Here is a 23,576-nt window from a genome sequence, read left to right as displayed (position 1 = left end):
GCGGCCGGGGCGGGCTAGCCGCCGCCGATGGCGTGGACCACTTCGACCTGGTCACCTTCGGTGAGCACAGTCTCGGCGTGCTGGCTACGCGGGACGATATCCAGGTTGAGCTCCACTGCGACGCGACGCCCGGTCAGGTCCAGACGGGTCAGCAGGGCCGCAACGGTTTCGCCGTCGGGCAGTTCAAAGGATTCGCCGTTCAACTGAATGCGCATGCCACGGGCCGCCATCGTTTTTAGGGGCCCGCATTCTAGCGCGATTGGAACCTGAAGGTCAGCTCCAAGCGTCAAGCGGTCAAAGCTGCAAGCGCCACGCCGCCAGGCCCAGGAAGAACCAGCCAAGCAGGAACGCCAGCCCGCCAAACGGCGTGATGATCCCCAGTTTACTGATGCCGGTCATGGTCAGCACATACAGGCTGCCCGAGAACAGCAGGATGCCGACAGTAAACGAAACGCCCGCCCAGGTGACCAGCCGGCCCGGAATATGCGCCGCCAGCAAGGCCACGCCGAACAGCGCCAGGGCATGCACCAACTGGTAGGTCACGCCGGTATGGAAGATCGCCAGGTAGTCGGTGCTCAGGCGGTTTTTCAGGCCGTGGGCGGCGAACGCGCCCAGCGCAACGCCGGTAAAGCCGAAAAAGGCAGCCAGCATCAGAAAGCTACGCAGCATGGGGAACTCCAGTCAGACTCATCGGGCAGGGTCTGTATAATGGCCCGCTCAACGGGTTCGGCCAAGCCATCTCTATGCTGCGTGTCCTCTTCAAACGCTTTCTCAACGTCGTGAAATGGTTTGCCATCGGCAGTGTATTGCTGGTGCTGCTGTTTCGTGTGGTGCCGCCGCCGTTCACTGCGCTGATGGTGGAGCGCAAGGTTGAGTCCTGGATAGATGGCGAACCCATTGACCTGCAACGCAGCTGGGTGCCGTGGGATGAAATCTGCGATGACCTCAAAGTGGCGGTGATGGCCGGGGAAGACCAGCGCTTCCCGCAACATTGGGGTTTTGATTTCGGCGCGATCCAGGCGGCGATTCTGCACAACGAACGCGGCGGCTCGATTCGCGGTGCCAGCACCCTGAGCCAGCAGGTGTCGAAAAACCTGTTTCTGTGGGCCGGGCGCAGCTATTTGCGCAAAGGCCTGGAGGCGTGGTTTACCGGGTTGATCGAGGTGTTGTGGCCCAAGCAGCGGATTCTTGAGGTGTACCTCAACAGCGTGGAATGGGATGAAGGTGTGTTTGGCGCAGAGGCGGCGGCGCGGCACCATTTTGGCGTGAGCGCCAAGGGGCTTTCGCGGCAGCAGGCCAGTTATCTGGCGGCGGTGTTGCCCAATCCACGGGTGTGGAGTGCCAGCCATCCCACAGCCTATGTGGCACTTAGAGCGGCATGGATTCGTCAGCAGATGAGCCAGTTGGGTGGGGATGGTTATCTGGTAGAGCTGAACAACTCTCGAAAGGCACCCTGGTCCGACTGACACAATACGGGACCTGTGGGAGCTGGCTTGCCTGCGATGAGCATAAGTATCTACACAACTTCGATACGACGCTGGGCCTGTGGCGAGGGAGCTTGCTCCCGTGACGGCCTGACAGCCGGCGCCGATCTAACTAACGCGCCGCGATTCAAATGTGGGAGCTGGCTTGCCTGCGAAGGCGGCCTGACAGTCAGCACAGTTGGACCGTTTACATATCCATTCCTGCGGTAACGGCCACCTAGGGTTCCGCTCTGACAGCGGCTCACTTTTGAAAAGCGCAAAAGTAAGCAAAACGCTCTTGCCCCACCACTCGGCACCTCGCTTAGGCTCGGTGTGCCCGGAATTCGCCAGTGATTTGGGGGGCCGCCGCCACGCGCCATCCATGGCGCGGGGCGGCTAAACCGGCATCCCTGCCGGTTTACCCCCCAAATCCCTGTCGAATTCCGGCCAGCGTGGTTTGACGGGGCGCTTAAGATCAAGATCAAAAGCAGATCAAGAGCGGCTCGCTTCGCATCGTGGTTACCGTCTGCTGCTACAGCTCACAAAGTTGTGTAGATACCTATGGTGCGATGAGGGCAGGCCAGCCAACTTATCTGCAAACTGACACACCGCTATCGCAGGCAAGCCAGCTCCCACAGTGGACTGTGGTGGATTTGAAATTTACGAACACATACAAAAATGCCCCGATCTTTCGATCGGGGCATTCTTTGTTCGCTGCGTTTTAGGCGGCGATCGACAACTTCAGCTTGTTCATCGCGCTTTTCTCAAGCTGACGAATCCGCTCGGCCGACACGTTGTACTTCTGCGCCAGGTCGTGCAGCGTGGCTTTCTCCTCGGCCAGCCAGCGCTGGTAGAGGATGTCACGGCTGCGGTCGTCCAGCACTTCCAGCGCTTCGTGCAGGTTGTGGTTGGAGTTGTCGCTCCAGTCGGCGTCTTCCAGTTGACGCGCCGGGTCGTACCGGTGGTCTTCCAGGTAGTTGGCCGGCGATTGGAAGGCGCTGTCGTCATCCGCTTCGGCGGCTGGGTCGAAGGCCATGTCATGGCCGGTCAGGCGGCTTTCCATCTCGCGCACTTCACGCGGCTCCACGCCGAGGCTTTCGGCCACGCGGTGGACTTCTTCGTTGTTCAGCCACGCCAGGCGTTTTTTCTGGCTGCGCAGGTTGAAGAACAGCTTGCGCTGGGCCTTGGTGGTGGCCACTTTCACGATGCGCCAGTTGCGCAGGATGAACTCGTGGATTTCCGCCTTGATCCAGTGCACGGCAAACGACACCAGGCGCACGCCCATTTCAGGGTTGAAACGTTTCACAGCCTTCATCAGGCCAACGTTGCCTTCCTGAATCAGGTCGGCCTGGGCCAGACCGTAGCCGCTATAGCTACGGGCGATATGTACGACAAAACGCAGGTGGGCGAGCACCATCTGCCGAGCCGCCCCCAAATCCTGCTCATAGTAGAGACTCTCGGCCAGTTCACGCTCCTGCTCGGGCGTCAGCAATGGAATGCTGTTGACCGTGTGCACATAGGCTTCCAGGTTCGCACCTGGGACCAAGGCATAAGCAGGTTGCAAAGAAGTGGTCATACGAAAAAACCTCCGACTCACATAACTCGTGCAGTTCAGCACTGCGAAAATTGACCTGGGAACCGTAGGACAAGTTCCCTAAACCGCTGATACGGTCAATACAAACGAAACCAGATTAATCTGACATTAACTACTTCGGCGCCAGCTCACGTAAATGCCGTGCCACCGCAATCCACGCACCGATATACCCCAACAACACCGCGCCAAGCAAGAGACTCAGACCATCGGCTACCGGCACACCGGCCAAGGCGAAATCACTGCCGTAAAGCCCGGCCAAGCCGACAACCGCGTCGTTCAACCAATCCAGGCCAAACGCCAGTACACCCCAGGACAAGATCCCCGCACCCAGGCCATACAGCGCGCCCATGTACAGGAAAGGCCGGCGCACATAGCTGTCTGTGCCGCCCACCAGTTTAATCACTTCTATCTCGGTGCGACGGTTTTCAATATGAAGACGAATGGTATTACCTATCACCAAAAGTAATGCAGACACTAATAACACCGTCAGGCCGAACACAAAGCGGTCACCCAGCTTGAGGATCGCGGCCAGGCGCTCTACCCAGACTAGATCAAGTTGCGCCTGTTGCACCTTCGGCATCTCTGCGAGTTTTTGTCGCAGGGCCTCCAGCGCCGGCTTGTCGACCTCGTTCGGCGTTACCAGCACCACGCCCGGCAGTGGGTTCTGCGGCAGCTCCTTGAGCGCCTCGCCCAGGCCCGATTGCTGCTGGAACTCTTCAAGGGCCTGGTCGCGGCTGATGTACTCGGCCTCGGCCACCCCCGGGATGTTCTTGATGTCATCGCGCAGCGCTTCGCCTTCCTTGCTGCTGGTGTCCAGGTTCAGGTACAGCGAAATCTGCGCCGCCCGCTGCCAGGACCCGCCCAGGCGCTCCACATTATTAAGCAACAGCGACAAGCCCATCGGCAGGCTCAAGGCCACGGCCATGACCAGGCAGGTGAAAAAGCTGCCGATCGGTTGCTTGCCCAGGCGACGCAGGCTGTCCAGCAGGCTGGCGCGATGGCTTTCGATCCAGGCGTGCACCAGGGTGCCGAAGTCCGGGCCGTCGTCTTCGTCGTGCTTTTTCTTTTTCGGTTGCGGGTCGGCCGGCTTCGGCGCCACCCGTTCGGATACTTTAGGGCTGCGTGTAGCACTCATACGCCAGCCTCCCCATCGCCGATCAGGCGGCCGCGTTGCAGGGTGAGCATGCGATGGCGCATGCGAGCGATCAGGGCCAGGTCGTGACTGGCGATCAAGACGCTGGTGCCCAGGCGGTTGATGTCTTCGAACACCCCCATGATCTCGGCCGCCAGGCGCGGGTCGAGGTTACCGGTGGGTTCGTCCGCCAGTAGCAAAGCCGGGCGATGGACGATGGCGCGGGCGATACCGACACGCTGTTGCTGGCCGGTGGACAGGTCGCCGGGGAAGAGGTCGGTCTTGTCCGACAACGCCACACGTTCCAGGGCCGAATCCACGCGTTTGACGATCTCGGCCTTGGACAGCCCGAGGATCTGCAACGGCAGGGCCACGTTGTTGAACACCGTGCGGTCGAACAGCAATTGGTGGTTCTGGAACACCACGCCGATCTGGCGGCGCAGGAATGGAATTTGCGCATTGCTGATAGTGGCCAGGTCCTGGCCCGCCAGCAGCAACTTGCCGGTGGTCGGGCGTTCCATGGCCAGCAGCAGGCGCAACAGCGTACTTTTGCCCGCACCCGAATGGCCGGTGACAAACAAGAATTCGCCGCGACGCACTCGAAAGCTCAGCTCATGCAAGCCCACATGCCCGTTGGCATAGCGTTTACCGACCTGTTCGAATCGAATCATGAACGCTCCCGCTCGGCAAACAGTGCCTGTACAAAGGGTTCGGCTTCAAAGGTGCGCAGGTCGTCGATGCCTTCACCGACGCCGATATAGCGAATCGGCAACCCGAACTGTTTGGCCAGGGCGAAAATCACACCGCCCTTGGCCGTGCCGTCGAGCTTAGTCAATGCCAGGCCGGTCAGCTGCACCGTCTGGTTGAATTGCTTGGCCTGGCTGATGGCGTTCTGGCCGGTACCGGCGTCGAGCACCAGCAGGACTTCATGGGGTGCATCGGCGTCGAGCTTGCCGATCACGCGGCGCACTTTCTTCAGCTCTTCCATCAAGTTGTCTTTGGTGTGCAGGCGGCCGGCTGTATCGGCGATCAGCACATCAATGTTGCGCGCCTTGGCGGCTTGCACGGCATCGAAGATCACCGACGCAGAGTCGGCACCGGTGTGCTGGGCGATCACCGGGATCTTGTTGCGCTCACCCCACACCTGCAACTGCTCGACGGCCGCGGCACGGAAGGTGTCACCGGCGGCGAGCATGACTTTCTTGCCCTCGCCTTGCAGCTTCTTGGCCAGTTTGCCGATGGTGGTGGTCTTGCCAGCGCCGTTTACGCCTACCACGAGGATGACGAACGGCTTTTTCGGCGTGATCACCAGCGGCGCTTCAACCGGTTTGAGCATGGCGGCCAGCTCAGCCTGCAGGGATTTGTACAGCGCATCGGCGTCGGTCAACTGCTTGCGCGCGACCTTCTGCGTCAGGCTCTGGATGATCACGGCGGTGGCTTCGACGCCCACGTCGGCGGTGAGCAGGCGGGTCTCGATGTCTTCCAGCAATTCGTCATCAATGACTTTCTTGCCCAGGAACAGGCTGGCCATGCCTTCGCCAATACTGGCGCTGGTCTTGCTCAGGCCCTGCTTGAGGCGGGCAAAGAATCCGGTTTTGCTGGTTTCGGTTGCGGCAGCGGCGGGTTCTGGCTCGATAACGGCAGGTGCAGCGACAACCGGTGCAGGCACTTCAACGACGGGCGGTACTTCTGCCACAACCTCTACCGGCACCGGCTCGACCACTGCAGGAATCGGCGGCACGACGTGCTCGGCCTGAACATCCTCCACCAACGCCACGGGCTCTTCGGCCACGGGCAGCTCCAACCAGGGCTTGTGCTCGGGCTCGGGCTCAGGTTCCGGCTCCGGCTCCGGCTCGGCCTCGACGACCGGCTGCAACACCGGCTCAGCCATCGGCAACACCACCGGAACTGGCGTCTCGGCAACCGGTTCGGCTTCTATTACGGGTTCAGGGGTCGGTTCGGCGTGAACCTGTGGCTGTTCGACGACGGTTTCCTGCGGCTTTTTGCGCAGCCATCCGAACAGGCCTTTCTTCTCGCCAGCCGCAGCTGGGGTCTTCTTGTCGTCGTTGGAACCAAACATGGAGACGGCTATCTCAAGGTAGCGACGCGCCACAGGGCGCGCCGGTAAATAAAATTCGATGCGTAACAGACTGTTTTTTAGCCAGCTCGTTCATGCGCAACATTTTGTAAGGCCTAAATAGGGCCTTCACAAGACAGCCGCAGTGGCCGTCCTTAAGTCGGACCAGTATCCTAGCACCTCCTCGCCCGCCGACGCTAAGACCAAGCGGGCAGCCCAACAGGTTTAAAAACGAATGAATGCTCTAGCCCGCCGCGCCGCAGGCCTGCTGTTCAGCACAGTTTGTCTGCCTCTCTCAGCTTTGGCTGCCGATCCACAACCCACCCATGAATTCACCCTCGATAACGGCCTTAAAGTGGTCGTGCGCGAAGATCATCGCGCGCCGGTGGTGGTTTCCCAGGTCTGGTACAAGGTTGGCTCAAGCTACGAAACCCCGGGCCAGACCGGTTTGTCCCACGCCCTGGAACACATGATGTTCAAGGGCAGCGCCAAGGTTGGCCCCGGCGAAGCCTCGCTGATCCTGCGCGACCTGGGCGCCGAAGAAAACGCCTTCACCAGCGACGACTACACCGCGTACTACCAGGTATTGGCCCGTGACCGCCTGGGTGTGGCCTTTGAGCTGGAAGCCGACCGCATGGCCAGCCTGCGCCTGCCGGCCGACGAGTTCAGCCGTGAAATCGAGGTCATCAAGGAAGAACGTCGCCTGCGTACCGACGATAACCCCATGTCCAAGGCGTTCGAGCGCTTCAAGGCCATGGCGTTCCCGGCCAGCGGCTACCACACGCCGACCATCGGCTGGATGGCCGACCTGGACCGCATGAAGGTCGAGGAACTGCGCCACTGGTACCAATCCTGGTACGTGCCGAACAACGCCACCTTGGTGGTGGTCGGCGACGTGACCCCGGACGAGGTGAAAAACCTCGCCCAACGTTACTTCGGCCCGATCCCCAAGCGTGACGTGCCGCCGGCAAAAATCCCGATGGAACTGGCCGAGCCCGGCGAGCGCCTGCTGACCCTGCACGTGCAGACCCAACTGCCGAGTGTGATCCTGGGCTTCAACGTGCCCGGCCTGGCCACCGCTGAAGACAAACGCTCGGTGCAGGCCCTGCGCCTGATCTCGGCCCTGCTGGACGGCGGCTACAGTGCACGGATCTCCGAGCAGTTGGAACGCGGTGAAGAGCTGGTGTCCGCCGCTTCCACCAACTACGACGCCTACACCCGTGGCGACAGCCTGTTCACCCTCTCGGCCACGCCGAACCAGCAGAAGAAGAAAACTGTTGCCCAAGCCGAAGCCGGCCTGTGGCGCCTGCTCGATGAGCTGAAGGCCAAGCCACCGACCGCCGAAGAACTGGAACGCATCCGCGCCCAAGTGATTGCCGGCCTGGTGTACCAGCGTGATTCCATCACCAGCCAAGCCACGGCCATTGGCTCCCTGGAAACCGTTGGTCTGTCCTGGAAGCTCATGGACACCGAGCTTGACGACCTGCAAAGCGTGACCCCGGAAGACATCCAGAAGGCCGCACGCACCTATTTCACCCGCGAACGTCTGAGCGTCGCCCATGTTTTGCCTGAGGAGACCGCTCATGAGTGATCGCAAAAACAGCCGCCTGATCCTGCCCGGCCTGATCGCCGTCACCCTGATGGCGGCCAGCGCCGTTTACTTCTTGCGCCCCAGCGAGTCGGTCGCCAGCCAGGCCCTGGACAAGGCTCAAACGGCCAGCACCCTGCAATCCCTGGCGGAACTGGATGGCAAGGCACCGACCAACCGCAAGCTCGACGTACAAACCTGGACCACCGCCGAAGGCGCCAAGGTGCTGTTCGTCGAAGCCCATGAATTGCCGATGTTCGACATGCGCCTGCTGTTCGCCGCTGGCAGCAGCCAGGATGGCGACGTGCCAGGCCTGGCGCTGATGACCAACGCCATGCTCAACGAAGGCGTGCCGGGCAAGGACGTCAGCCAGATCGCCAGCGGGTTCGAAGGCCTGGGTGCCGATTTTGGTAACGGCGCCTACCGCGACATGGCGCTGGTGACCCTGCGCAGCCTGAGCGACAGCGCCAAGCGCGACGCAGCCCTGTCACTGTTCAACCAGGTGATCGGCCAGCCGACGTTCCCGGCAGACTCACTGGCACGCATCAAGAACCAGATCCTGGCCGGGTTCGAGTACCAGAAGCAGAACCCCGGCAAACTGGCGAGCATCGAGCTGTTCAAGCGCCTTTACGGCGACCACCCTTACGCACACCCGAGCGAAGGCACCCCCGAGAGCGTGCCGAAGATTACCCTGGCGCAGTTGCAGGCGTTCCACGCCAAGGCCTATGCGGCGGGTAACGCGGTGATTGCAGTGGTGGGCGACCTGACCCGCGCCGAAGCTGAAGCCATGACGGCCAAGGTGTCCGCCTCGCTGCCCAAGGGCCCGGCCATGGCCAAGATCGCCCAGCCGACCGAGCCAAAAGCCGGCCTGAGCCGTATCGAGTTCCCGTCCAAGCAAACCCACCTGCTGTTTGCGCAGTTGGGCATCGACCGTGCCGACCCGGACTACGCAGCCTTGTCCCTGGGTAACCAGATCCTTGGCGGCGGCGGCTTCGGCACCCGCTTGATGAGCGAAGTGCGAGAGAAACGCGGCTTGACCTACGGCGTGTACTCCGGCTTCTCACCGATGCAGGTGCGCGGCCCATTCATGATCAACCTGCAGACCCGCGCCGAAATGAGCGGTGGCACCTTGCGCCTGGTGGAGGACGTGCTGGCTGACTACCTCAAGACCGGCCCGACGCAAAAGGAACTGGATGACGCCAAGCGCGAGCTGGCCGGCAGCTTCCCGCTGTCCACCGCCAGCAATGCCGATATCGTCGGACAGTTGGGCGCCATGGGTTTCTACAACCTGCCGCTGAGCTATCTGGAAGATTTCATGAAACAATCCCAAGCCCTGACCGTCGATCAGGTCAAGGCTGCAATGAACAAACACTTGAGCGCCGACAAGATGGTCATCGTGACCGCCGGCCCGACGATTGCGCAAAAGCCACTACCGCCCCCCACTGATAAACCTGCCGAGCAGCCGCTCGGGGTTCCGGAGCATTAATGGCCAGTTCATCTCGCCCGAAAAAACCTGTCCACAACGTGCATAACGGTGTGGGCCAACTGCGCATCATTGGCGGTGAATGGGGCAGCCGCAAGCTGAGCTTCCCCGACGTCGTGGGCCTGCGCCCGACGCCAGACCGCGTGCGCGAAACCCTGTTCAACTGGCTCGCGCCGTACATTGGCGGGGCCAAGGTGCTGGACCCGTTCGCTGGCAGCGGTGCGCTGTTCCTGGAGGCGCTGTCCCGTGGCGCGGCTCAGGGCCAGGCGCTGGACGCCAGCAACGTGGCGGTGTCCAGCCTCAAGGAGCACCTGGGTACGCTGCGTTGCACCACCGGCCAGGTACAGACGGCCGACGCGCTGCGCTACCTGGAAACCCAGGCGGCGACTGAATACGACGTAGTGTTCCTCGACCCACCGTTCAACCAGAACCTGCTGCCGACCGTCTGCACCCTGCTGGAAGAACGCCAGTGGCTGGCACCGGATGCCTGGATCTACACTGAGAGCGAGACCGCGCCCTCCACGCTCGGCCTGCCAAGTGGCTGGCGCCTGCACCGGGAGCAGAAGTCCGGTCGGGTGTATTACGCGTTGTGGCATCGCGCCCTGTAGGAGCGAGCTTGCTCGCGAAGATCGAACAGGCGACACAGACTGTCTGACAGCGCTGCGTTATCGTTAACGTTTTTCGCGAGCAAGCTCGCTCCTACGCGGCAGCGGGTAATTCATGATTCCATCGACAGACCGCTTCAAACCCGCCTTCGGCCTCGGCAACCCCCACTTGCAGACACTGTGGGGGCCGCTGTGGCGTCCGACCACCCACATCGAACGCCAACGCGAGCGCCTGTGGCTGGAGGATGGCGACTTCCTAGATCTTGACTGGCATGGGCCCCATGACGTGCAAGCGCCTTTGGTGCTGGTGCTGCATGGGCTGACCGGCTCGTCCAATTCGCCCTATGTGGCCGGCCTGCAAAAAGTCCTGGCCGCCCAAGGCTGGGCCAGTGCTGCGTTGAACTGGCGTGGCTGCTCGGGCGAACCCAACCTGCTGGCTCGCAGTTATCACTCCGGCGCCAGCGAAGACCTGGCAGCCGCGATTGCTCATCTGCGCGCCAAGCGGCCGTTGGCGCCCTTGTATGCGGTGGGTTATTCCCTGGGTGGCAATGTGTTGCTCAAGCATCTGGGGGAGACCGGCAATGCCTCGGGCTTGCAGGGCGCGGCGGCGGTGTCGGTGCCGTTTCGCCTGGATCAATGCGCCGATCGCATCGGCCTGGGGTTCTCGCGGGTGTATCAGAAGCACTTCATGCGCGAAATGCTCGCGTATATCCGCGTCAAGCAGCGCCAATTCCTACTGGACGGTCGTGAGGATGGGCTCAAAACCCTGGAGGCCCTTGGCTCCCTGGAAAAGATGCGTACGTTCTGGGACTTCGACGGGCGGGTAACCGCGCCGCTGCACGGTTTCATCAGCGCCGAAGACTACTATCGCCGCGCGTCGAGCCGTTATTACCTGGGCGATATCCGTACGCCCACGTTGATTATCCAGGCGGCCGATGACCCGTTTGTGTTTGCGCACAGCTTGCCAAAGGCCCGTGAGCTGTCGGACTGCACCGAGTTCGAGTTGCTGGCCAAGGGCGGGCATGTGGGGTTTGTGGAGGGTTCGCTGAAGCGTCCGGGTTATTACCTGGAACGCCGGATCCCGCAGTGGCTTCAGGCCCAGTACGGTCAATAGTGTGGGAGCTGGCTGCCTGCGATAGCGGTGGGCCAGCCAATGTTGAGGTGGCTGACACTCCGCTATCGCAGGCAAGCCAGCTCCCACATTTTGAGCAAGTGTTCACACCAATCGTTTAGTCGCCCGTTGCTATTCCCCGGGCAGGATCAGTAATCCACTCACTCCACGACCCCGCATACAACTTGCCCAACGGATACCCCGCCAGGCTCAACGCAAACAGGTTATGGCACGCCGTCACCCCAGACCCGCAATACGCCACCAATTCCTGCGCCTCGCGCCCTTGCAACTGCGCGGCAAAGCGTTGCTTGAGCTGCTCGGCCGGCAGAAAGCGGCCGTCGCTGCCGAGGTTTTCACTGAACGCCGCGCATTGCGCGCCAGGGATATGCCCGGCAATCGGGTCGATGGGCTCTACTTCGCCACGAAAGCGCGGCTGGGCGCGGGCGTCGATCAAGGTCAGGCCGGGTTGGCCCAGGCGTTTTTGCAGGTGTTCGGCATCCAGCAACAGACGATGATCCGGCGTACCGGCGAAGGTACCCGGCTCAACCACAGGCGCGTCCAGGCTCAGGGGGAAACCCGCGGCATGCCAGGCCTTGAGGCCACCATCCAAGATAAACACGCCATCACGCTTGCCCAACCAGGCCAGCAACCACCAGGCACGGGCGGCGTAGGCACCGGGGCCGTCGTCGTACAGCACCACATCGGTATCGGCGCTGATGCCCCAGGCCTGCAGTTGCCTGGTGAGCGTGTCCGCCGCCGGCAAAGGATGACGACCGGTCACGCCCTTGGTCACCGGGCCGCTCAGGTGGCGCTCAAGGTCAGCGTATTGCGCGCCCTCTATATGCCCTTCGGCGTAACTGCACCGGCCGTAGTCCGGGTCTTCCAGGGCAAAGCGGCAATCCAGGATCACCCACCCGCTCGACTGTTGGCGCTCGGCCAATTGCTGGGGGCTGATCAGTTGGGCAAGCGGCATGACTGACTCCTGTGAATACAAAGGGGAAATGTCTTACTTCACTTCTTCCAGTGCCTGATTCAATGGCACGTAAAACTCTTTGAACAAGGCATCCACCGCCTCTTTGGCCTGCGGCGTGACAAACCCCGCCTCCAGCACCAGCACCTGATAGACCCCGCGCTTGATCGCCTCGGCGCTCAGGTGGGTGGATTTTTCATTGGTGGTGCACAAAAAGCGCACCCACGAAGTGAGAATGATCCAGGCATTCAGGGTCAGGGCTTCGGTTTGCACCGGGTCCATATTGAGAATGCCGGCGTCGACAAAGCCTTGATAGATCGCGCCGCCCTGGATCAGGCAACGCTGGGAAAAACGCCGGTAGCCAGTTGCCAGTTCCGGGTCGCTCTCCAGCAGGTGTTCGAGGTCGCGGTGCAGGAAGCGATAACGCCACATGCCGGCCAATACCGCTTGCAGGTAAAAGCGCTTGTCTTCCACCAGCATCCCCCGCCCTTGGGGTGGGCGCAGGAAACTGTCTACCAAGGCTTCATATTCGCGAAACAGCACGGCGATGATCGCCTGCTTGTTGGGGAAGTGGTAGTACAGGTTGCCCGGAGAAATTTCCATATGGGCGGCAATGTGGTTGGTACTGACACTGCGCTCGCCCTGCTGGTTAAAAAGCTCCAGGCTGGTTTGCACAATGCGCTCGCTGGTCTTTACTCGTGGTGCCATAGGGGATCAGCTTCTATACACGGGATGGGGCATCTTACGGCCTAACCCGGCCAGGATAAATCTGGATGTTACTGCAATGTTATTTGACAATTTAGAGCAATGACTCTAAAAATCCAGGCAGACCAATAACAATCGGTGCCGCGCCATGTCTGCCAACGTTGCTTACCTGCAAGATTCCCAGGCGCTGGATCAACTCCAGGACCTGTTCGACGCCCAACGCCGCGCCTATGCCGCCAACCCGATGCCGCCGGCCGGGCAGCGCCAGCAATGGCTCAAGGCCCTGCGGGATCTGCTGAGCGACGAACGCCAGGCGCTGATCAATGCGATCAGCCATGATTTCAGCCATCGCAGTGCCGACGAAACCCTGTTTGCCGAACTGATGCCTAGCCTGCATGGCATTCACTACGCCAGCAAACACCTCAAGGGCTGGATGAAACCTTCCCGCCGCGCTGTAGGCATTGCCTTCCAGCCCGCCTCAGCCAAAGTCATTTACCAACCACTGGGCGTCGTCGGCGTCATCGTGCCGTGGAACTACCCGCTGTACCTGGCCATCGGCCCGTTAGTGGGGGCGTTGGCTGCCGGTAACCGGGTGATGCTCAAGCTCAGCGAGTCCACGCCCGCCACCGGTGAACTGCTCAAGGCTTTGCTGGCCAAGATCTTCCCCGAGGACCTGGTGTGCGTCGTGCTGGGCGAAGCCGACGTGGGCATGGCGTTTTCCAAGTTGCGCTTCGATCAGCTCCTGTTCACCGGTGCTACCAGCATAGGCAAGCATGTGATGCGTGCGGCGGCCGAAAACCTCACGCCAGTGACCCTGGAGTTGGGCGGCAAATCGCCGGCGATTGTTTCGGCCGATGTGCCGCTCAAGGACGCCGCCGAACGCATCGCCTTCGGCAAAGCCTTGAACGCCGGGCAAACCTGCGTGGCACCGGATTATGTGCTGGTACCGGAAGATCGCGTGGAGGCCTTTGTCGAGGCGTATTCCAAGGCCGTGCGTGGGTTTTATCCGACGCTGGCCGACAACCCCGACTACACCGCCATCATCAACGAACGCCAACTGGCTCGGCTCAATGCCTACGCCAAGGACGCCACCGACAAAGGCGCCACCTTGATCCCGCTGTACGAGCAAGGCCAGGCGCGGCGAATGGCCCACAGCCTGCTGTTGAATGTCAGCGACGACATGACCGTGATGCAGGACGAAATTTTCGGCCCGCTCTTGCCTATCGTGCCGTATCGCGGCCTTGACCAAGCCTTTGCCTACATCAACCAGCGCCCGCGCCCACTGGCCCTGTATTACTTCGGCTACAACAAAGGCGAACAAGCGCGGGTGCTCCACGAAACCCATTCCGGTGGTGTGTGCCTGAACGACACCTTGCTGCACGTCGCCCAGGACGATATGCCGTTCGGTGGCATCGGCCCGTCGGGCATGGGCCATTACCACGGTCACGAAGGTTTCCTGACGTTCAGCAAGGCCAAGGGTGTGCTGGTCAAACAGCGCCTGAACGCAGCGAAATTGATCTACCCGCCCTATGGCAAGTCGATCCAGAAGCTGATCCAGAAGCTGTTTATCCGCTGATAACCGCCACCTTCGGGACAATAAAAACAATGAATCCCAGCCTGACTGATTCACCCGCGCTGTCACGGCGCGGCGTCTTGAAAATCGGCCTGTGTGCCAGCGCCTTCCTCGCCACCGCAGGGCTGGGCGCCAGCCTCAGCGGTTGCTCCAGCAGTACGCCAGCCAGCGGCTTTGCGATGTTGCGCACCAGCGACTTGCCGTTCTTGCGGGCGGTGATCCCGGTGCTGCTGGAAGGCGCGGCCAGCGCCGAGCACGTGCTTGCTGGTGTTGAGGACACCCTGAAAAAGCTCGATTACAGCCTGCAGCACTTGTCGCCCGAGATGTTCAAGCTCACCCAGCAATTATTCGACGTGCTGGCAATGGGCGTCACCCGCGGCCCACTGACCGGTATCTGGGGCAGCTGGGAAAACGCCAGCAGCGAGCAGATCCGCAATTTCCTGCACCGCTGGGAAAACAGCTACCTGAATCTTTTGCGCATGGGCCAGGGCTCGCTGCTCAAGCTGGTGATCATGGCCTGGTACTTCCGGCCCGAGTCCTGGGGCCATTGCGGCTACCCCGGCCCGCCGAAGATCTAGCCTGGGCAATCCCCCCAAAGATTGCATCTTCCTACAAGAATAAGAGTGCACACCTATGCCCGTACCCGATCTGTTCCGCGACGGCCTGGCCCGTGGCTGGAAAACCCACAATGGCGCCGCCTTGGATAACGACCTCACCCTGGAAGCGGATGTCGCCATCATCGGCAGCGGCGCCGGGGGCGGTACCACCGCCGAAATCCTCAGCGCCGCCGGCTACAAAGTGTTGCTGATCGAAGAAGGCCCGCTCAAGACCAGCAGCGACTTCAAGCTGCTGGAAGACGAAGCCTACGCCAGCCTTTACCAGGAAGGCATCGGGCGGATGAGCAAGGACGGCGCTATCACGATCCTGCAGGGCCGGGCGGTGGGCGGTACCACCTTGATCAACTGGACCTCCAGCTTTCGCACCCCCGATGCCACCCTCTCGCATTGGGCCAGCGAATATGCGGTCAAAGGCCACAGCAGCGCCGAAATGGCGCCCTGGTTCGAAAAAATGGAACAGCGCCTGGGCATCGCGCCCTGGGCGCTGCCGCCGAATGCCAATAACGATGTGATCCGCAAAGGCTGCGAAAAGCTCGGCTACAGCTGGCATGTGATCCCGCGCAATGTGCGCGGCTGCTTCAACCTGGGGTATTGCGGCATGGGTTGCCCGGTCAACGCCAAGCAGTCGATGCTGGTGACCACCATCCCGTCCACCCTGGAACAGGGCGGCGAACTGCTTTACCTGGCCCGCGCCGAGCGGCTCATTTACAGCGGCGACACCATCAGCAGCCTTGAATGCGTGGCCATGGACGAGCGCTGTGTAGCGCCCACCGGGCGCAAGATCAGCGTGAAAGCCAAGCACTATGTGCTGGCGGGCGGCGGCATCAACAGCCCGGCCCTGCTGATGCGCTCGGACGCACCCGACCCGCATTCGCGGTTGGGCAAGCGCACCTTCCTGCACCTGGTCAATTTCTCCGCCGGGCTGTTCGACGAGGTGATCAACCCCTTCTACGGTGCGCCGCAATCCATCTACTCCGACCATTTCCAATGGCAGGACGGCACTACCGGCAAAATGTCCTACAAACTGGAAGCACCGCCCCTGCATCCAGGCCTGGCAAGCACCCTGTTCGGTGGCTACGGCAAGCAGAACGCCTTGGACATGAACCAATTGCCCCACACCCACGCCATGCTCGCCCTGCTGCGCGACGGCTTTCACCCCGACAGCCCGGGCGGCGCCGTGGAGCTACGCGGTGATGGCACGCCCGTGCTCGACTATCAGGTCTCGCCCTACGCCTGGGACGGCCTGCGCCGGGCCTTCCACAGCATGGCCGAGATTCAGTTCGCGGCGGGGGCCAAATCGGTCAAGCCCTTGCATCACGACGCGCGCTTTGTGAACAACCTGGCCGAAGCGCGCAGCGTGATCGACGGCTTGAACCTGGAACTGCATCGCACCACCCTAGGCAGCGCCCATGTGATGGGCGGTTGTGCCATGGGAGAAGAGCCAAAAAATGCCGTGGCCGACAGCCTGGGTCGCCATCATCAGTTGCGTAACCTGTCGATCCACGATGGCTCGCTGTTCCCCACCAGCATTGGCGCCAACCCGCAATTGTCGGTGTACGGATTGACCGCGCAACTGGCGAGCGCATTGGCCGAACGTCTGAAAACGGCATGAAAAAACAGGGTATTCACGGCATCTATCTACATAAGTCGACTTGGCCCACCGGTAATGCTGCGATACCATCCGGTTCCCCAACGGACTCCGCCAGGACGACGCGATGAACCGAGTGTTGTACCCAGGTACCTTCGACCCGATTACCAAAGGCCATGGCGATCTGGTCGAACGCGCCTCTCGCCTGTTCGACCATGTGATCATCGCGGTCGCGGCCAGCCCCAAGAAAAACCCGTTGTTTCCCCTGGAACAACGTGTGGAGCTGGCGCAAGAGGTCACCAAGCACCTGCCGAATGTGGAAGTAGTGGGCTTTTCGACATTGCTGGCGCATTTCGCCAAGGAGCAGAACGCCAATGTGTTCCTGCGTGGCCTGCGTGCGGTGTCGGACTTCGAATACGAATTCCAGCTGGCCAACATGAACCGCCAATTGGCGCCGGACGTCGAAAGCCTGTTCCTCACGCCGTCGGAGCGTTATTCGTTTATTTCCTCGACGTTGGTTCGTGAAATCGCCGCTTTGGGCGGAGATATCACCAAGTTCGTCCATCCAGCCGTGGCCGATGCGCTGACGCTACGCTTCAAGAAGTAGGGCTGCTCGGTCGGCGCCTGCTCGCACTGCGGGCGCCAATGCGGCACAATTACGCGCATTAGTTTTCAGATGCCTTGGCAGAGTGCCCTGGCAGGAGTTTCCATGTCCCTGATCATCACCGACGATTGCATCAACTGCGACGTCTGCGAACCCGAGTGCCCGAACGCCGCCATTTCCCAGGGCGAAGAGATCTATGTGATCGACCCTAACCTGTGCACCCAGTGCGTCGGTCATTACGACGAACCGCAGTGCCAGCAGGTATGCCCGGTGGATTGCATCCCGCTGGATGAGGCACACCCTGAGACTGAAGAGCAGTTGATGGAGAAGTACCGCAAGATTACCGGTAAGGCTTAAGCCTCTTCATTGCCCGTAAGGGCCTCATCGCAGGCAAGCCAGCTCCCACATTTGGATAGGTGAATATATTCAAAGGTGGGAGCTGGCTTGCCTGCGATAGCAATATCAGCCCTCCCCCAACAATCAGCTCTGACACTTGGGGCAAAACACACTCGCCCGCTGCCCCAGCACCACATTGCGCAGCTCAGTGCCGCAGACCTTGCACGCCTCGCCGCCCCGGCCATACACGAACAGTTCCTGCTGGAAATACCCCGGCTGCCCATCGCCGCCGATAAAGTCCCGCAACGTGGTACCGCCCCGCTCGATGGCAGCGGCCAGCACCCGTTTGATCTCAATCGCCAGCTTCAAATAACGCCCGCGTGAAATCCCCCCAGCGGCGCGGCGCGGGTCAATCCCCGCGGCAAACAGCGCCTCTGTCGCATAGATATTGCCCACGCCCACCACCACCGCGTTGTCCATGATGAATGGCTTCACCGCCATCGACTTGCCGCGAGACAACTGGAACAAGCGCTCACCATCGAACAGGTCAGTCAACGGCTCCGGCCCCAGCCGTATCAGCAGCTCATGGTTGTGCGGGTCGTGGCTCCAGAGCATCGCACCGAAGCGCCGCGGGTCGGTGTAGCGCAGGGCCATGCCCGACTCCAACTCGATATCCACATGTTCATGCTTGGCCGCCGGCATGCCGACTTCCACCAGGCGCAAGTTGCCCGACATGCCCAAGTGACTGATCAAGGTGCCCACTTCGGCATTGATCAACAGGTATTTGGCCCGGCGCTCCACCAGCACGATGCGCTGCCCCGACAGGCGCACATCCAGGTCTTCTGGAATTGGCCAGCGCAGGCGCCGCTCACGCACCACCACGCGGCTGACGCGCTGGCCTTCCAGGTGCGGGGCGATCCCGCGGCGGGTGGTTTCGACTTCTGGTAACTCGGGCATGTGTACCTCTTGAATAACGGGTCAGTGCGCGCCCAGTTCGCGGATCGACAACTTCATGCTCTCGAAGTCGTAGTCCGACAGGCCCACGTAATCCAGCACTAGATGGCCGATGGCATTCCACTCATGATCCACCGGCTGGTTGCCCAGTACGCGATAGGACGAACAGATATGCTCGGCCATCTTCAAAATGGCCAGCAGGTTCTTGAGCTGCGGGTTACGCGAGGACTCATCGCTGAAAATCGCCAGGGCGTTGTGGTGATTGGCGATGGCGTCGGTCACATGCTCCGGCAGGCGCCAGGACTTGGCGGTGTAGTAGCCAACCACCGCATGGTTGGTGTGGAACGCGTTGTTTTCGGTGTCGACCACGCGGCAATCCGGGCCCGCGTTGGCGTAGGCTTCTTCCAGTACCGCCATGTAATTGGGGAAGCGCTTGAGCATCAGCGGCACGCCACAATCATGGAACAGGCCCAAGGCATAGGCTTCGTCCACAGCCTGGGAACCGGTGCGCTTGGCCAGGGTGAGGCAGGTCATGGCCACATCCTGGGCGGTGTCCCAGAAACGGTTGAGCGTGACGATGGTGTCGTCGCACATCTCGCCCTTGATCGACTGCGCGTTGATCAAATTGATGATCGAACGACTGCCCAGCAGGTTCACCGCACGCTGGATCGAAGCGATTTTGTTGCTCAGGCCGTAATACGGCGAATTGACAATCTTGAGCAGCGCACCGGACAAGCCCGGGTCCTGGGAGATCAGCCGCGCAATCACTTCCAGGTCCGGGTCGGGCATGTACTGCTCCATCTGCAAATCCACCATGATTTGCGGTTGAGGCGGCACGCTGATGCCTTGCAGGGCCTGTTGGATCTGCTCGGGGGAAAGCTCTTGGGACATAAGTACACACTCTGGGCTAGGCGCGAATTCTACCCCTTATGCCGACATGGCCGACACCCAAAAACCCAACTGTGAAATCGGATCAAATGTGGGAGCTGGTTTGCCTGCGATAGCCTCACCACCGTACGTCTGATACACCGCGCCGCCCGCATCGCAGGCAAGCCAGCTCCCACATGAAAGAGTGCGCAAAGGGTATACTCCCGCTCTTTTTTCCGGAGCGACGTCATGTCCCTGCCAAGCCTGCGTCTCAAAGCCAACGCCGATCGTCGTTTGCGCAACGGCCACCTGTGGGTCTACAGCAACGAAATCGACGTGGCCGCCACCCCACTCCACGGCTTCCAGGCAGGCGACCAGGCTATCCTGGAAGCGGCCGGCGGCAAGACCCTGGGCATCGTGGCCATGAGCCCGAACAACCTGATCTGCGCCCGCCTGCTGTCGCGCGACATCAAGTTGCCGCTGGACAAGTCGCTGCTGGTACACCGCCTCAACGTGGCCCTGTCCCTGCGTGATCGCCTGTTCGACAAGCCGTTCTACCGCCTGGTCTACGGTGATTCCGACCTGCTGCCGGGCCTGGTGGTCGACCGTTTCGGCGACATCCTGGTGGTGCAGATCGCCTCGGCGACCATGGAAGCCCATAAAGAAGATGTGATCGCCGCGCTGACCCAAGTGCTCAAGCCCAGCGGTATCCTGTTCAAGAACGACTCCGCCGCGCGCGACGCCGAAGGCCTCAACCGCTACGTCGAAACCGTATTCGGCCTGGTGCCGGAGTGGGTGGCGCTGGAAGAAAACGGCGTGAAATTCGAAGCCCCGGTGATTCAGGGCCAGAAAACCGGCTGGTTCTACGACCACCGCATGAACCGCGCCCGCCTGGCCCCGTATGCCAAGGGCAAGCGTGTACTGGACCTGTATAGCTACATCGGCGGCTGGGGCGTGCAAGCTGCTGCCTTTGGCGCCAGTGAAGTGTTCTGCGTCGACGCTTCCGCCTTCGCCCTCGACGGCGTAGAGCGCAACGCTGCGCTGAACGGCTTTGCCGAGAAAATGACCTGCATCGAAGGCGACGTCTTTGAAGCGCTCAAAGAATTGAAAGCCAGCGAAGAACGCTTCGACGTGATCGTCGCCGACCCACCGGCCTTCATCAAACGCAAGAAAGACATGAAAAACGGCGAAGGCGCCTACCGCCGCCTCAACGAGCAAGCCATGCGCCTGCTCAGCAAGGACGGCATCCTCGTCAGTGCTTCATGCTCCATGCACCTGCCGGAAGACGACCTGCAAAACATCCTGCTCACCAGCGCCCGCCACCTGGACCGCAACATCCAGATGCTCGAACGCGGCGGCCAAGGCCCGGACCACCCGGTGCACCCGGCGATTGCCGAAACGCGCTATATCAAGAGCATTACCTGCCGGTTGCTACCCAATAGCTGATTAAAACCAAACCCTCTGTAGGAGCGAGCTTGCTCGCGAAGAACGAATAGACGCCACGGGCTAACTGATAGCGCTGCGTTATCGTTGACGATCTTCGCGAGCAAGCTCGCTCCTACAGGGGAAGGTGTCTTATAGCCAGATGGCGTCCCATAGTGGGTATTGGCCAATGTGCTCGACCAAGCCTGCGCGCAAGGGGTTTGCGACGATGTAGCGAGCCATTGCCCTCAAGTCTTCTTCACGGCGCAACGCCCGGTCGAAATAGCCTTTTTGCCAAAGCACTCCAAAGGACTGTCTTGCCTTATTGACTGCACGGGCACTTCGCGATTTGGTTCGCTGCATGAGCCTGGGCAAATCGCCGCTGTGCAACTCCACCAGCCAGTGGAAATGGTCGGGCATGACCACCCAGGCGAGTGACGTTGCATCTTTGTCTTCCTGAGCCTTTCTGAATTCGCGGACCAGCAAGCGACCGATAAGCCAGTCTTGAAAAATATGTTGCCGTTGATGGGTGACGGCCGTTAGCAAGTAGATACGGCCCGATTCTGAATAGCGCCCGCTGCGCAGCCGATTCGCATTTTGCTGGTTGGACATTCCTTCGTCCTCTTCTGTGATTGGAAGAGAAACGGTAGGAGCTGAGGCGCCAACCAGCCTTTAAACAGTAGTTCTGAATATGTCCCCCCTGTAGGAGCGAGCTTGCTCGCGAAAAACCCACAGACGACACGGGCTACCTGATAGCACATCGTCATCATTGACGATTTTCGCGAGCAAGCTCGCTCCTACAAGAAGTCGGTGTAGAATCGGCCCTATTCATCGCCAGTCATCCCCCGGCGGGTTTATGAGCTCGAGGCCCAAGCAAGCGGCGATCCCGCGGTGCGAGTGGCAACTTCCGGACACCACGGCCATTTTTCGGGTGTTCCAGACGTCAATAGAAGCTCACTCCCCTTTAGTACCTGATTAGCCGCCCGGAGTGCTCCATGCCAGATTACCGCTCGAAAACATCCACCCACGGCCGCAACATGGCCGGCGCCCGCGCGCTGTGGCGTGCCACGGGGATGAAAGATGACGACTTCAAAAAGCCGATCATCGCGATTGCCAACTCGTTCACCCAGTTCGTGCCGGGCCATGTCCACCTCAAGGACCTGGGCCAACTGGTCGCCCGCGAGATCGAACGCGCCGGTGGCGTGGCAAAAGAATTCAACACCATCGCCGTGGACGACGGCATCGCCATGGGCCATGACGGCATGCTGTACTCCCTGCCGAGCCGCGAGATCATCGCCGACTCCGTGGAGTACATGGTCAACGCCCACTGCGCCGACGCCATTGTGTGCATCTCCAACTGCGACAAGATCACCCCCGGCATGTTGATGGCTGCCTTGCGCCTGAACATCCCGGTGATCTTCGTTTCCGGCGGGCCGATGGAAGCCGGCAAGACCAAACTCGCCTCCCACGGCCTCGACCTGGTTGACGCCATGGTGATCGCCGCCGATTCCAGCGCTTCTGACGAGAAGGTCGCGGAATATGAGCGCAGCGCCTGCCCGACCTGCGGTTCGTGCTCCGGCATGTTCACCGCCAACTCGATGAACTGCCTGGTGGAAGCCTTGGGCCTGGCCTTGCCGGGCAACGGTTCCACATTGGCCACTCACAGCGACCGCGAGCAGTTGTTCCTGCAGGCCGGCCGCACCATCGTCGAACTGTGCAAGCGCTACTACGGCGAGAACGATGAGTCGGTGTTGCCACGCAATATCGCCAACTTCAAGGCGTTCGAAAACGCCATGACCCTGGACATCGCCATGGGCGGTTCCACCAACACCATCCTGCACCTGCTGGCCGCGGCCCAGGAAGCCGAGATCGATTTCGACCTGCGCGACATCGACCGCCTGTCCCGTCACGTGCCGCAACTGTGCAAGGTCGCGCCGAATATCCAGAAGTACCACATGGAAGACGTGCACCGTGCCGGCGGGATCTTCTCGATCCTCGGCTCCCTGGCGCGTGGCGGCCTGCTGCACACCGACCTGCCGACCGTGCACAGCAAGTCCATCGCCGAAGGCATCGCCAAATGGGACATCACCCAGACTGACGACGAAGCCGTGCACACCTTCTTCAAGGCTGGCCCTGCGGGCATTCCGACACAGACGGCGTTCAGCCAGTCGACCCGTTGGGACACCCTGGACGACGACCGTGAAAACGGCTGCATCCGCAGTGTCGAGCACGCCTACTCGCAAGAAGGCGGCCTGGCCGTGCTGTACGGCAACATCGCCCTCGACGGCTGTGTGGTCAAAACAGCGGGCGTGGATGAGTCCATCCACGTCTTCGAAGGCCGCGCCAAGATCTACGAAAGCCAGGACAGCTCGGTACGCGGCATCCTCGCGGACGAAGTCAAGGAAGGCGATATCGTGATCATCCGCTACGAAGGCCCCAAAGGTGGCCCGGGTATGCAGGAAATGCTGTACCCCACGTCCTACCTTAAATCCAAAGGCCTGGGCAAAGCCTGCGCGCTGCTGACCGACGGGCGTTTCTCGGGCGGCACCTCGGGCCTGTCCATCGGCCACGCTTCGCCGGAAGCCGCTGCCGGTGGCGCAATTGGCCTGGTGCAGGATGGCGACAAGGTGTTGATCGACATTCCGAACCGCTCGATCAACCTGTTGATCAGCGATGAAGAACTGGCGGCACGCCGGGTTGAGCAGGACAAGAAGGGCTGGAAGCCGGTGGAGAAGCGTCCGCGTAAAGTCACTACCGCGTTGAAGGCCTACGCGTTGTTGGCCACCAGTGCCGACAAAGGTGCGGTACGCAACAAAGCCATGCTCGACGGCCTGTAAGCCCCGCGCATAAAAAAGCCCCGCCAGGTGCGGGGCTTTTTTTGCCTGGA

At 61.1% G+C, this 23,576-nt stretch carries 23 protein-coding genes; 12 read left to right on the top strand and 11 right to left on the bottom strand.

Features of this window, described 5'->3' with window-relative positions:
* Positions 1-14: 14 nt before the first annotated feature.
* Both thiS and V8689_RS01960 read right to left on the bottom strand, forming a co-directional pair.
* The gene (thiS, locus tag V8689_RS01965) at positions 15-215 is read right to left on the bottom strand and encodes a sulfur carrier protein ThiS (RefSeq protein WP_056783185.1); all 201 of its coding nucleotides are present in this window, start codon (positions 213-215) and stop codon (positions 15-17) included.
* A gap of 79 nt (positions 216-294) precedes the next feature.
* The gene (locus V8689_RS01960) at positions 295-669 is read right to left on the bottom strand and encodes a DUF423 domain-containing protein (protein ID WP_056783059.1); all 375 of its coding nucleotides are present in this window, start codon (positions 667-669) and stop codon (positions 295-297) included.
* Positions 670-743: 74 nt separating this feature from the next.
* On the opposite strand from V8689_RS01960, the gene mtgA reads away from it, so the two are divergent.
* On the top strand, positions 744-1,466 hold the full coding sequence (gene mtgA, locus V8689_RS01955; RefSeq protein WP_056783061.1) for a monofunctional biosynthetic peptidoglycan transglycosylase: 723 nt from the start codon (positions 744-746) through the stop codon (positions 1,464-1,466).
* A gap of 718 nt (positions 1,467-2,184) precedes the next feature.
* Here the strand turns inward: mtgA and rpoH are convergent.
* From rpoH to ftsY, 4 genes are all read right to left on the bottom strand, one after another.
* On the bottom strand, positions 2,185-3,039 hold the full coding sequence (gene rpoH, locus V8689_RS01950; protein WP_003176698.1) for an RNA polymerase sigma factor RpoH: 855 nt from the start codon (positions 3,037-3,039) through the stop codon (positions 2,185-2,187).
* Between the two features lie 130 nt (positions 3,040-3,169).
* A complete protein-coding gene (gene ftsX, locus V8689_RS01945; protein WP_003195111.1) occupies positions 3,170-4,192 on the bottom strand; it encodes a permease-like cell division protein FtsX in 1,023 nt (340 codons plus the stop codon).
* Positions 4,189-4,860 (bottom strand): cell division ATP-binding protein FtsE, encoded by a 672-nt coding sequence (ftsE, locus tag V8689_RS01940; RefSeq protein WP_003195112.1) that lies wholly within the window; start codon positions 4,858-4,860, stop codon positions 4,189-4,191. The genes ftsX and ftsE overlap by 4 nt, the downstream gene beginning before the upstream one ends.
* Entirely contained in the window at positions 4,857-6,269 is a 1,413-nt protein-coding gene (ftsY, locus tag V8689_RS01935; RefSeq protein WP_056783063.1) for a signal recognition particle-docking protein FtsY, read from the bottom strand. The genes ftsE and ftsY overlap by 4 nt, the downstream gene beginning before the upstream one ends.
* Before the next feature lie 232 nt (positions 6,270-6,501).
* Here ftsY and V8689_RS01930 point away from each other — a divergent pair, with 232 nt between their 5' ends.
* From V8689_RS01930 to V8689_RS01915, 4 genes are all read left to right on the top strand, one after another.
* Positions 6,502-7,857 (top strand): M16 family metallopeptidase, encoded by a 1,356-nt coding sequence (locus tag V8689_RS01930; RefSeq protein WP_056783065.1) that lies wholly within the window; start codon positions 6,502-6,504, stop codon positions 7,855-7,857.
* Positions 7,850-9,340: a M16 family metallopeptidase gene (locus V8689_RS01925; RefSeq protein ID WP_032894697.1), complete on the top strand. Its 1,491-nt coding sequence runs from the start codon at positions 7,850-7,852 to the stop codon at positions 9,338-9,340. The genes V8689_RS01930 and V8689_RS01925 overlap by 8 nt, the downstream gene beginning before the upstream one ends.
* Positions 9,340-9,945 (top strand): 16S rRNA (guanine(966)-N(2))-methyltransferase RsmD, encoded by a 606-nt coding sequence (gene rsmD, locus V8689_RS01920; RefSeq protein WP_032894696.1) that lies wholly within the window; start codon positions 9,340-9,342, stop codon positions 9,943-9,945. Before V8689_RS01925 ends, rsmD begins: the two co-directional genes overlap by 1 nt.
* A gap of 112 nt (positions 9,946-10,057) precedes the next feature.
* On the top strand, positions 10,058-11,056 hold the full coding sequence (locus V8689_RS01915) for a hydrolase (RefSeq protein ID WP_056783068.1): 999 nt from the start codon (positions 10,058-10,060) through the stop codon (positions 11,054-11,056).
* Positions 11,057-11,171: 115 nt separating this feature from the next.
* Here the strand turns inward: V8689_RS01915 and V8689_RS01910 are convergent, their stop codons facing one another.
* Both V8689_RS01910 and V8689_RS01905 read right to left on the bottom strand, forming a co-directional pair.
* Positions 11,172-12,026 carry a sulfurtransferase gene (locus V8689_RS01910; protein ID WP_056783070.1) on the bottom strand — a complete coding sequence of 285 codons (855 nt, stop codon included), beginning with the start codon at positions 12,024-12,026 and terminating at the stop codon, positions 11,172-11,174.
* Positions 12,027-12,059: 33 nt separating this feature from the next.
* Positions 12,060-12,731 carry a TetR/AcrR family transcriptional regulator gene (locus V8689_RS01905; RefSeq protein WP_032894689.1) on the bottom strand — a complete coding sequence of 224 codons (672 nt, stop codon included), beginning with the start codon at positions 12,729-12,731 and terminating at the stop codon, positions 12,060-12,062.
* A gap of 145 nt (positions 12,732-12,876) precedes the next feature.
* Between V8689_RS01905 and V8689_RS01900 the strand changes: the two genes are divergently transcribed.
* From V8689_RS01900 to V8689_RS01880, 5 genes are all read left to right on the top strand, one after another.
* Complete coding sequence (locus tag V8689_RS01900) at positions 12,877-14,304, top strand: coniferyl aldehyde dehydrogenase (RefSeq protein ID WP_060766327.1); 1,428 nt, start codon at positions 12,877-12,879, stop codon at positions 14,302-14,304.
* 29 nt (positions 14,305-14,333) lie between these two features.
* Positions 14,334-14,879, top strand: coding sequence for a hypothetical protein (locus tag V8689_RS01895; RefSeq protein ID WP_056783075.1), 546 nt, complete (start codon positions 14,334-14,336; stop codon positions 14,877-14,879).
* Between the two features lie 55 nt (positions 14,880-14,934).
* Positions 14,935-16,530, top strand: coding sequence for a GMC family oxidoreductase (locus V8689_RS01890; protein WP_056783078.1), 1,596 nt, complete (start codon positions 14,935-14,937; stop codon positions 16,528-16,530).
* A 103-nt stretch (positions 16,531-16,633) separates the two neighbouring features.
* Positions 16,634-17,113: a pantetheine-phosphate adenylyltransferase gene (gene coaD / locus V8689_RS01885; protein ID WP_003195136.1), complete on the top strand. Its 480-nt coding sequence runs from the start codon at positions 16,634-16,636 to the stop codon at positions 17,111-17,113.
* Positions 17,114-17,215: 102 nt separating this feature from the next.
* Entirely contained in the window at positions 17,216-17,467 is a 252-nt protein-coding gene (locus V8689_RS01880; RefSeq protein ID WP_003195146.1) for a YfhL family 4Fe-4S dicluster ferredoxin, read from the top strand.
* 123 nt (positions 17,468-17,590) lie between these two features.
* Here the strand turns inward: V8689_RS01880 and mutM are convergent, their stop codons facing one another.
* A complete protein-coding gene (gene mutM / locus V8689_RS01875) occupies positions 17,591-18,403 on the bottom strand; it encodes a bifunctional DNA-formamidopyrimidine glycosylase/DNA-(apurinic or apyrimidinic site) lyase (protein WP_056783080.1) in 813 nt (270 codons plus the stop codon).
* Positions 18,404-18,424: 21 nt separating this feature from the next.
* Positions 18,425-19,237: an HDOD domain-containing protein gene (locus V8689_RS01870; RefSeq protein ID WP_177342985.1), complete on the bottom strand. Its 813-nt coding sequence runs from the start codon at positions 19,235-19,237 to the stop codon at positions 18,425-18,427.
* 279 nt (positions 19,238-19,516) lie between these two features.
* On the opposite strand from V8689_RS01870, the gene V8689_RS01865 reads away from it, so the two are divergent.
* Positions 19,517-20,713: a class I SAM-dependent rRNA methyltransferase gene (locus V8689_RS01865; protein ID WP_003195152.1), complete on the top strand. Its 1,197-nt coding sequence runs from the start codon at positions 19,517-19,519 to the stop codon at positions 20,711-20,713.
* A gap of 129 nt (positions 20,714-20,842) precedes the next feature.
* Here V8689_RS01865 and V8689_RS01860 read toward each other — a convergent pair whose 3' ends face one another.
* Positions 20,843-21,301, bottom strand: a complete 459-nt coding sequence (locus tag V8689_RS01860; protein WP_056783084.1) for an REP-associated tyrosine transposase — start codon at positions 21,299-21,301, stop codon at positions 20,843-20,845.
* A 383-nt stretch (positions 21,302-21,684) separates the two neighbouring features.
* Between V8689_RS01860 and ilvD the strand changes: the two genes are divergently transcribed.
* A complete protein-coding gene (ilvD, locus tag V8689_RS01855; RefSeq protein ID WP_003195159.1) occupies positions 21,685-23,526 on the top strand; it encodes a dihydroxy-acid dehydratase in 1,842 nt (613 codons plus the stop codon).
* Positions 23,527-23,576 lie beyond the last annotated feature (50 nt).

This window comes from Pseudomonas sp. AK181 (assembly GCF_051122975.1).
GTDB classification, from domain to species: domain Bacteria; phylum Pseudomonadota; class Gammaproteobacteria; order Pseudomonadales; family Pseudomonadaceae; genus Aquipseudomonas; species Aquipseudomonas lactis.
The sequence above is the reverse complement of the archived record's forward strand: the minus strand, read 5'-3'. Positions and strand labels throughout refer to the sequence as shown.

Bases quoted from the DNA above. Each gene is read 5' to 3' on its own strand.
- rsmD (WP_032894696.1), top strand. From the start codon at position 9,340: ATGGCCAGTTCATCTCGCCCGAAAAAACCTGTCCACAACGTGCATAAC.
- ftsY (WP_056783063.1), bottom strand. From the start codon at position 6,269: ATGTTTGGTTCCAACGACGACAAGAAGACCCCAGCTGCGGCTGGCGAG.
- rpoH (WP_003176698.1), bottom strand. From the start codon at position 3,039: ATGACCACTTCTTTGCAACCTGCTTATGCCTTGGTCCCAGGTGCGAAC.
- V8689_RS01930 (WP_056783065.1), top strand. From the start codon at position 6,502: ATGAATGCTCTAGCCCGCCGCGCCGCAGGCCTGCTGTTCAGCACAGTT.
- V8689_RS01895 (WP_056783075.1), top strand. From the start codon at position 14,334: ATGAATCCCAGCCTGACTGATTCACCCGCGCTGTCACGGCGCGGCGTC.
- ilvD (WP_003195159.1), top strand. From the start codon at position 21,685: ATGCCAGATTACCGCTCGAAAACATCCACCCACGGCCGCAACATGGCC.
- thiS (WP_056783185.1), bottom strand. From the start codon at position 215: ATGCGCATTCAGTTGAACGGCGAATCCTTTGAACTGCCCGACGGCGAA.
- V8689_RS01905 (WP_032894689.1), bottom strand. From the start codon at position 12,731: ATGGCACCACGAGTAAAGACCAGCGAGCGCATTGTGCAAACCAGCCTG.
- V8689_RS01890 (WP_056783078.1), top strand. From the start codon at position 14,935: ATGCCCGTACCCGATCTGTTCCGCGACGGCCTGGCCCGTGGCTGGAAA.
- mtgA (WP_056783061.1), top strand. From the start codon at position 744: ATGCTGCGTGTCCTCTTCAAACGCTTTCTCAACGTCGTGAAATGGTTT.
- ftsX (WP_003195111.1), bottom strand. From the start codon at position 4,192: ATGAGTGCTACACGCAGCCCTAAAGTATCCGAACGGGTGGCGCCGAAG.
- V8689_RS01880 (WP_003195146.1), top strand. From the start codon at position 17,216: ATGTCCCTGATCATCACCGACGATTGCATCAACTGCGACGTCTGCGAA.
- V8689_RS01915 (WP_056783068.1), top strand. From the start codon at position 10,058: ATGATTCCATCGACAGACCGCTTCAAACCCGCCTTCGGCCTCGGCAAC.
- V8689_RS01910 (WP_056783070.1), bottom strand. From the start codon at position 12,026: ATGCCGCTTGCCCAACTGATCAGCCCCCAGCAATTGGCCGAGCGCCAA.
- coaD (WP_003195136.1), top strand. From the start codon at position 16,634: ATGAACCGAGTGTTGTACCCAGGTACCTTCGACCCGATTACCAAAGGC.
- V8689_RS01865 (WP_003195152.1), top strand. From the start codon at position 19,517: ATGTCCCTGCCAAGCCTGCGTCTCAAAGCCAACGCCGATCGTCGTTTG.
- V8689_RS01900 (WP_060766327.1), top strand. From the start codon at position 12,877: ATGTCTGCCAACGTTGCTTACCTGCAAGATTCCCAGGCGCTGGATCAA.
- V8689_RS01960 (WP_056783059.1), bottom strand. From the start codon at position 669: ATGCTGCGTAGCTTTCTGATGCTGGCTGCCTTTTTCGGCTTTACCGGC.
- mutM (WP_056783080.1), bottom strand. From the start codon at position 18,403: ATGCCCGAGTTACCAGAAGTCGAAACCACCCGCCGCGGGATCGCCCCG.
- ftsE (WP_003195112.1), bottom strand. From the start codon at position 4,860: ATGATTCGATTCGAACAGGTCGGTAAACGCTATGCCAACGGGCATGTG.
- V8689_RS01860 (WP_056783084.1), bottom strand. From the start codon at position 21,301: ATGTCCAACCAGCAAAATGCGAATCGGCTGCGCAGCGGGCGCTATTCA.
- V8689_RS01925 (WP_032894697.1), top strand. From the start codon at position 7,850: ATGAGTGATCGCAAAAACAGCCGCCTGATCCTGCCCGGCCTGATCGCC.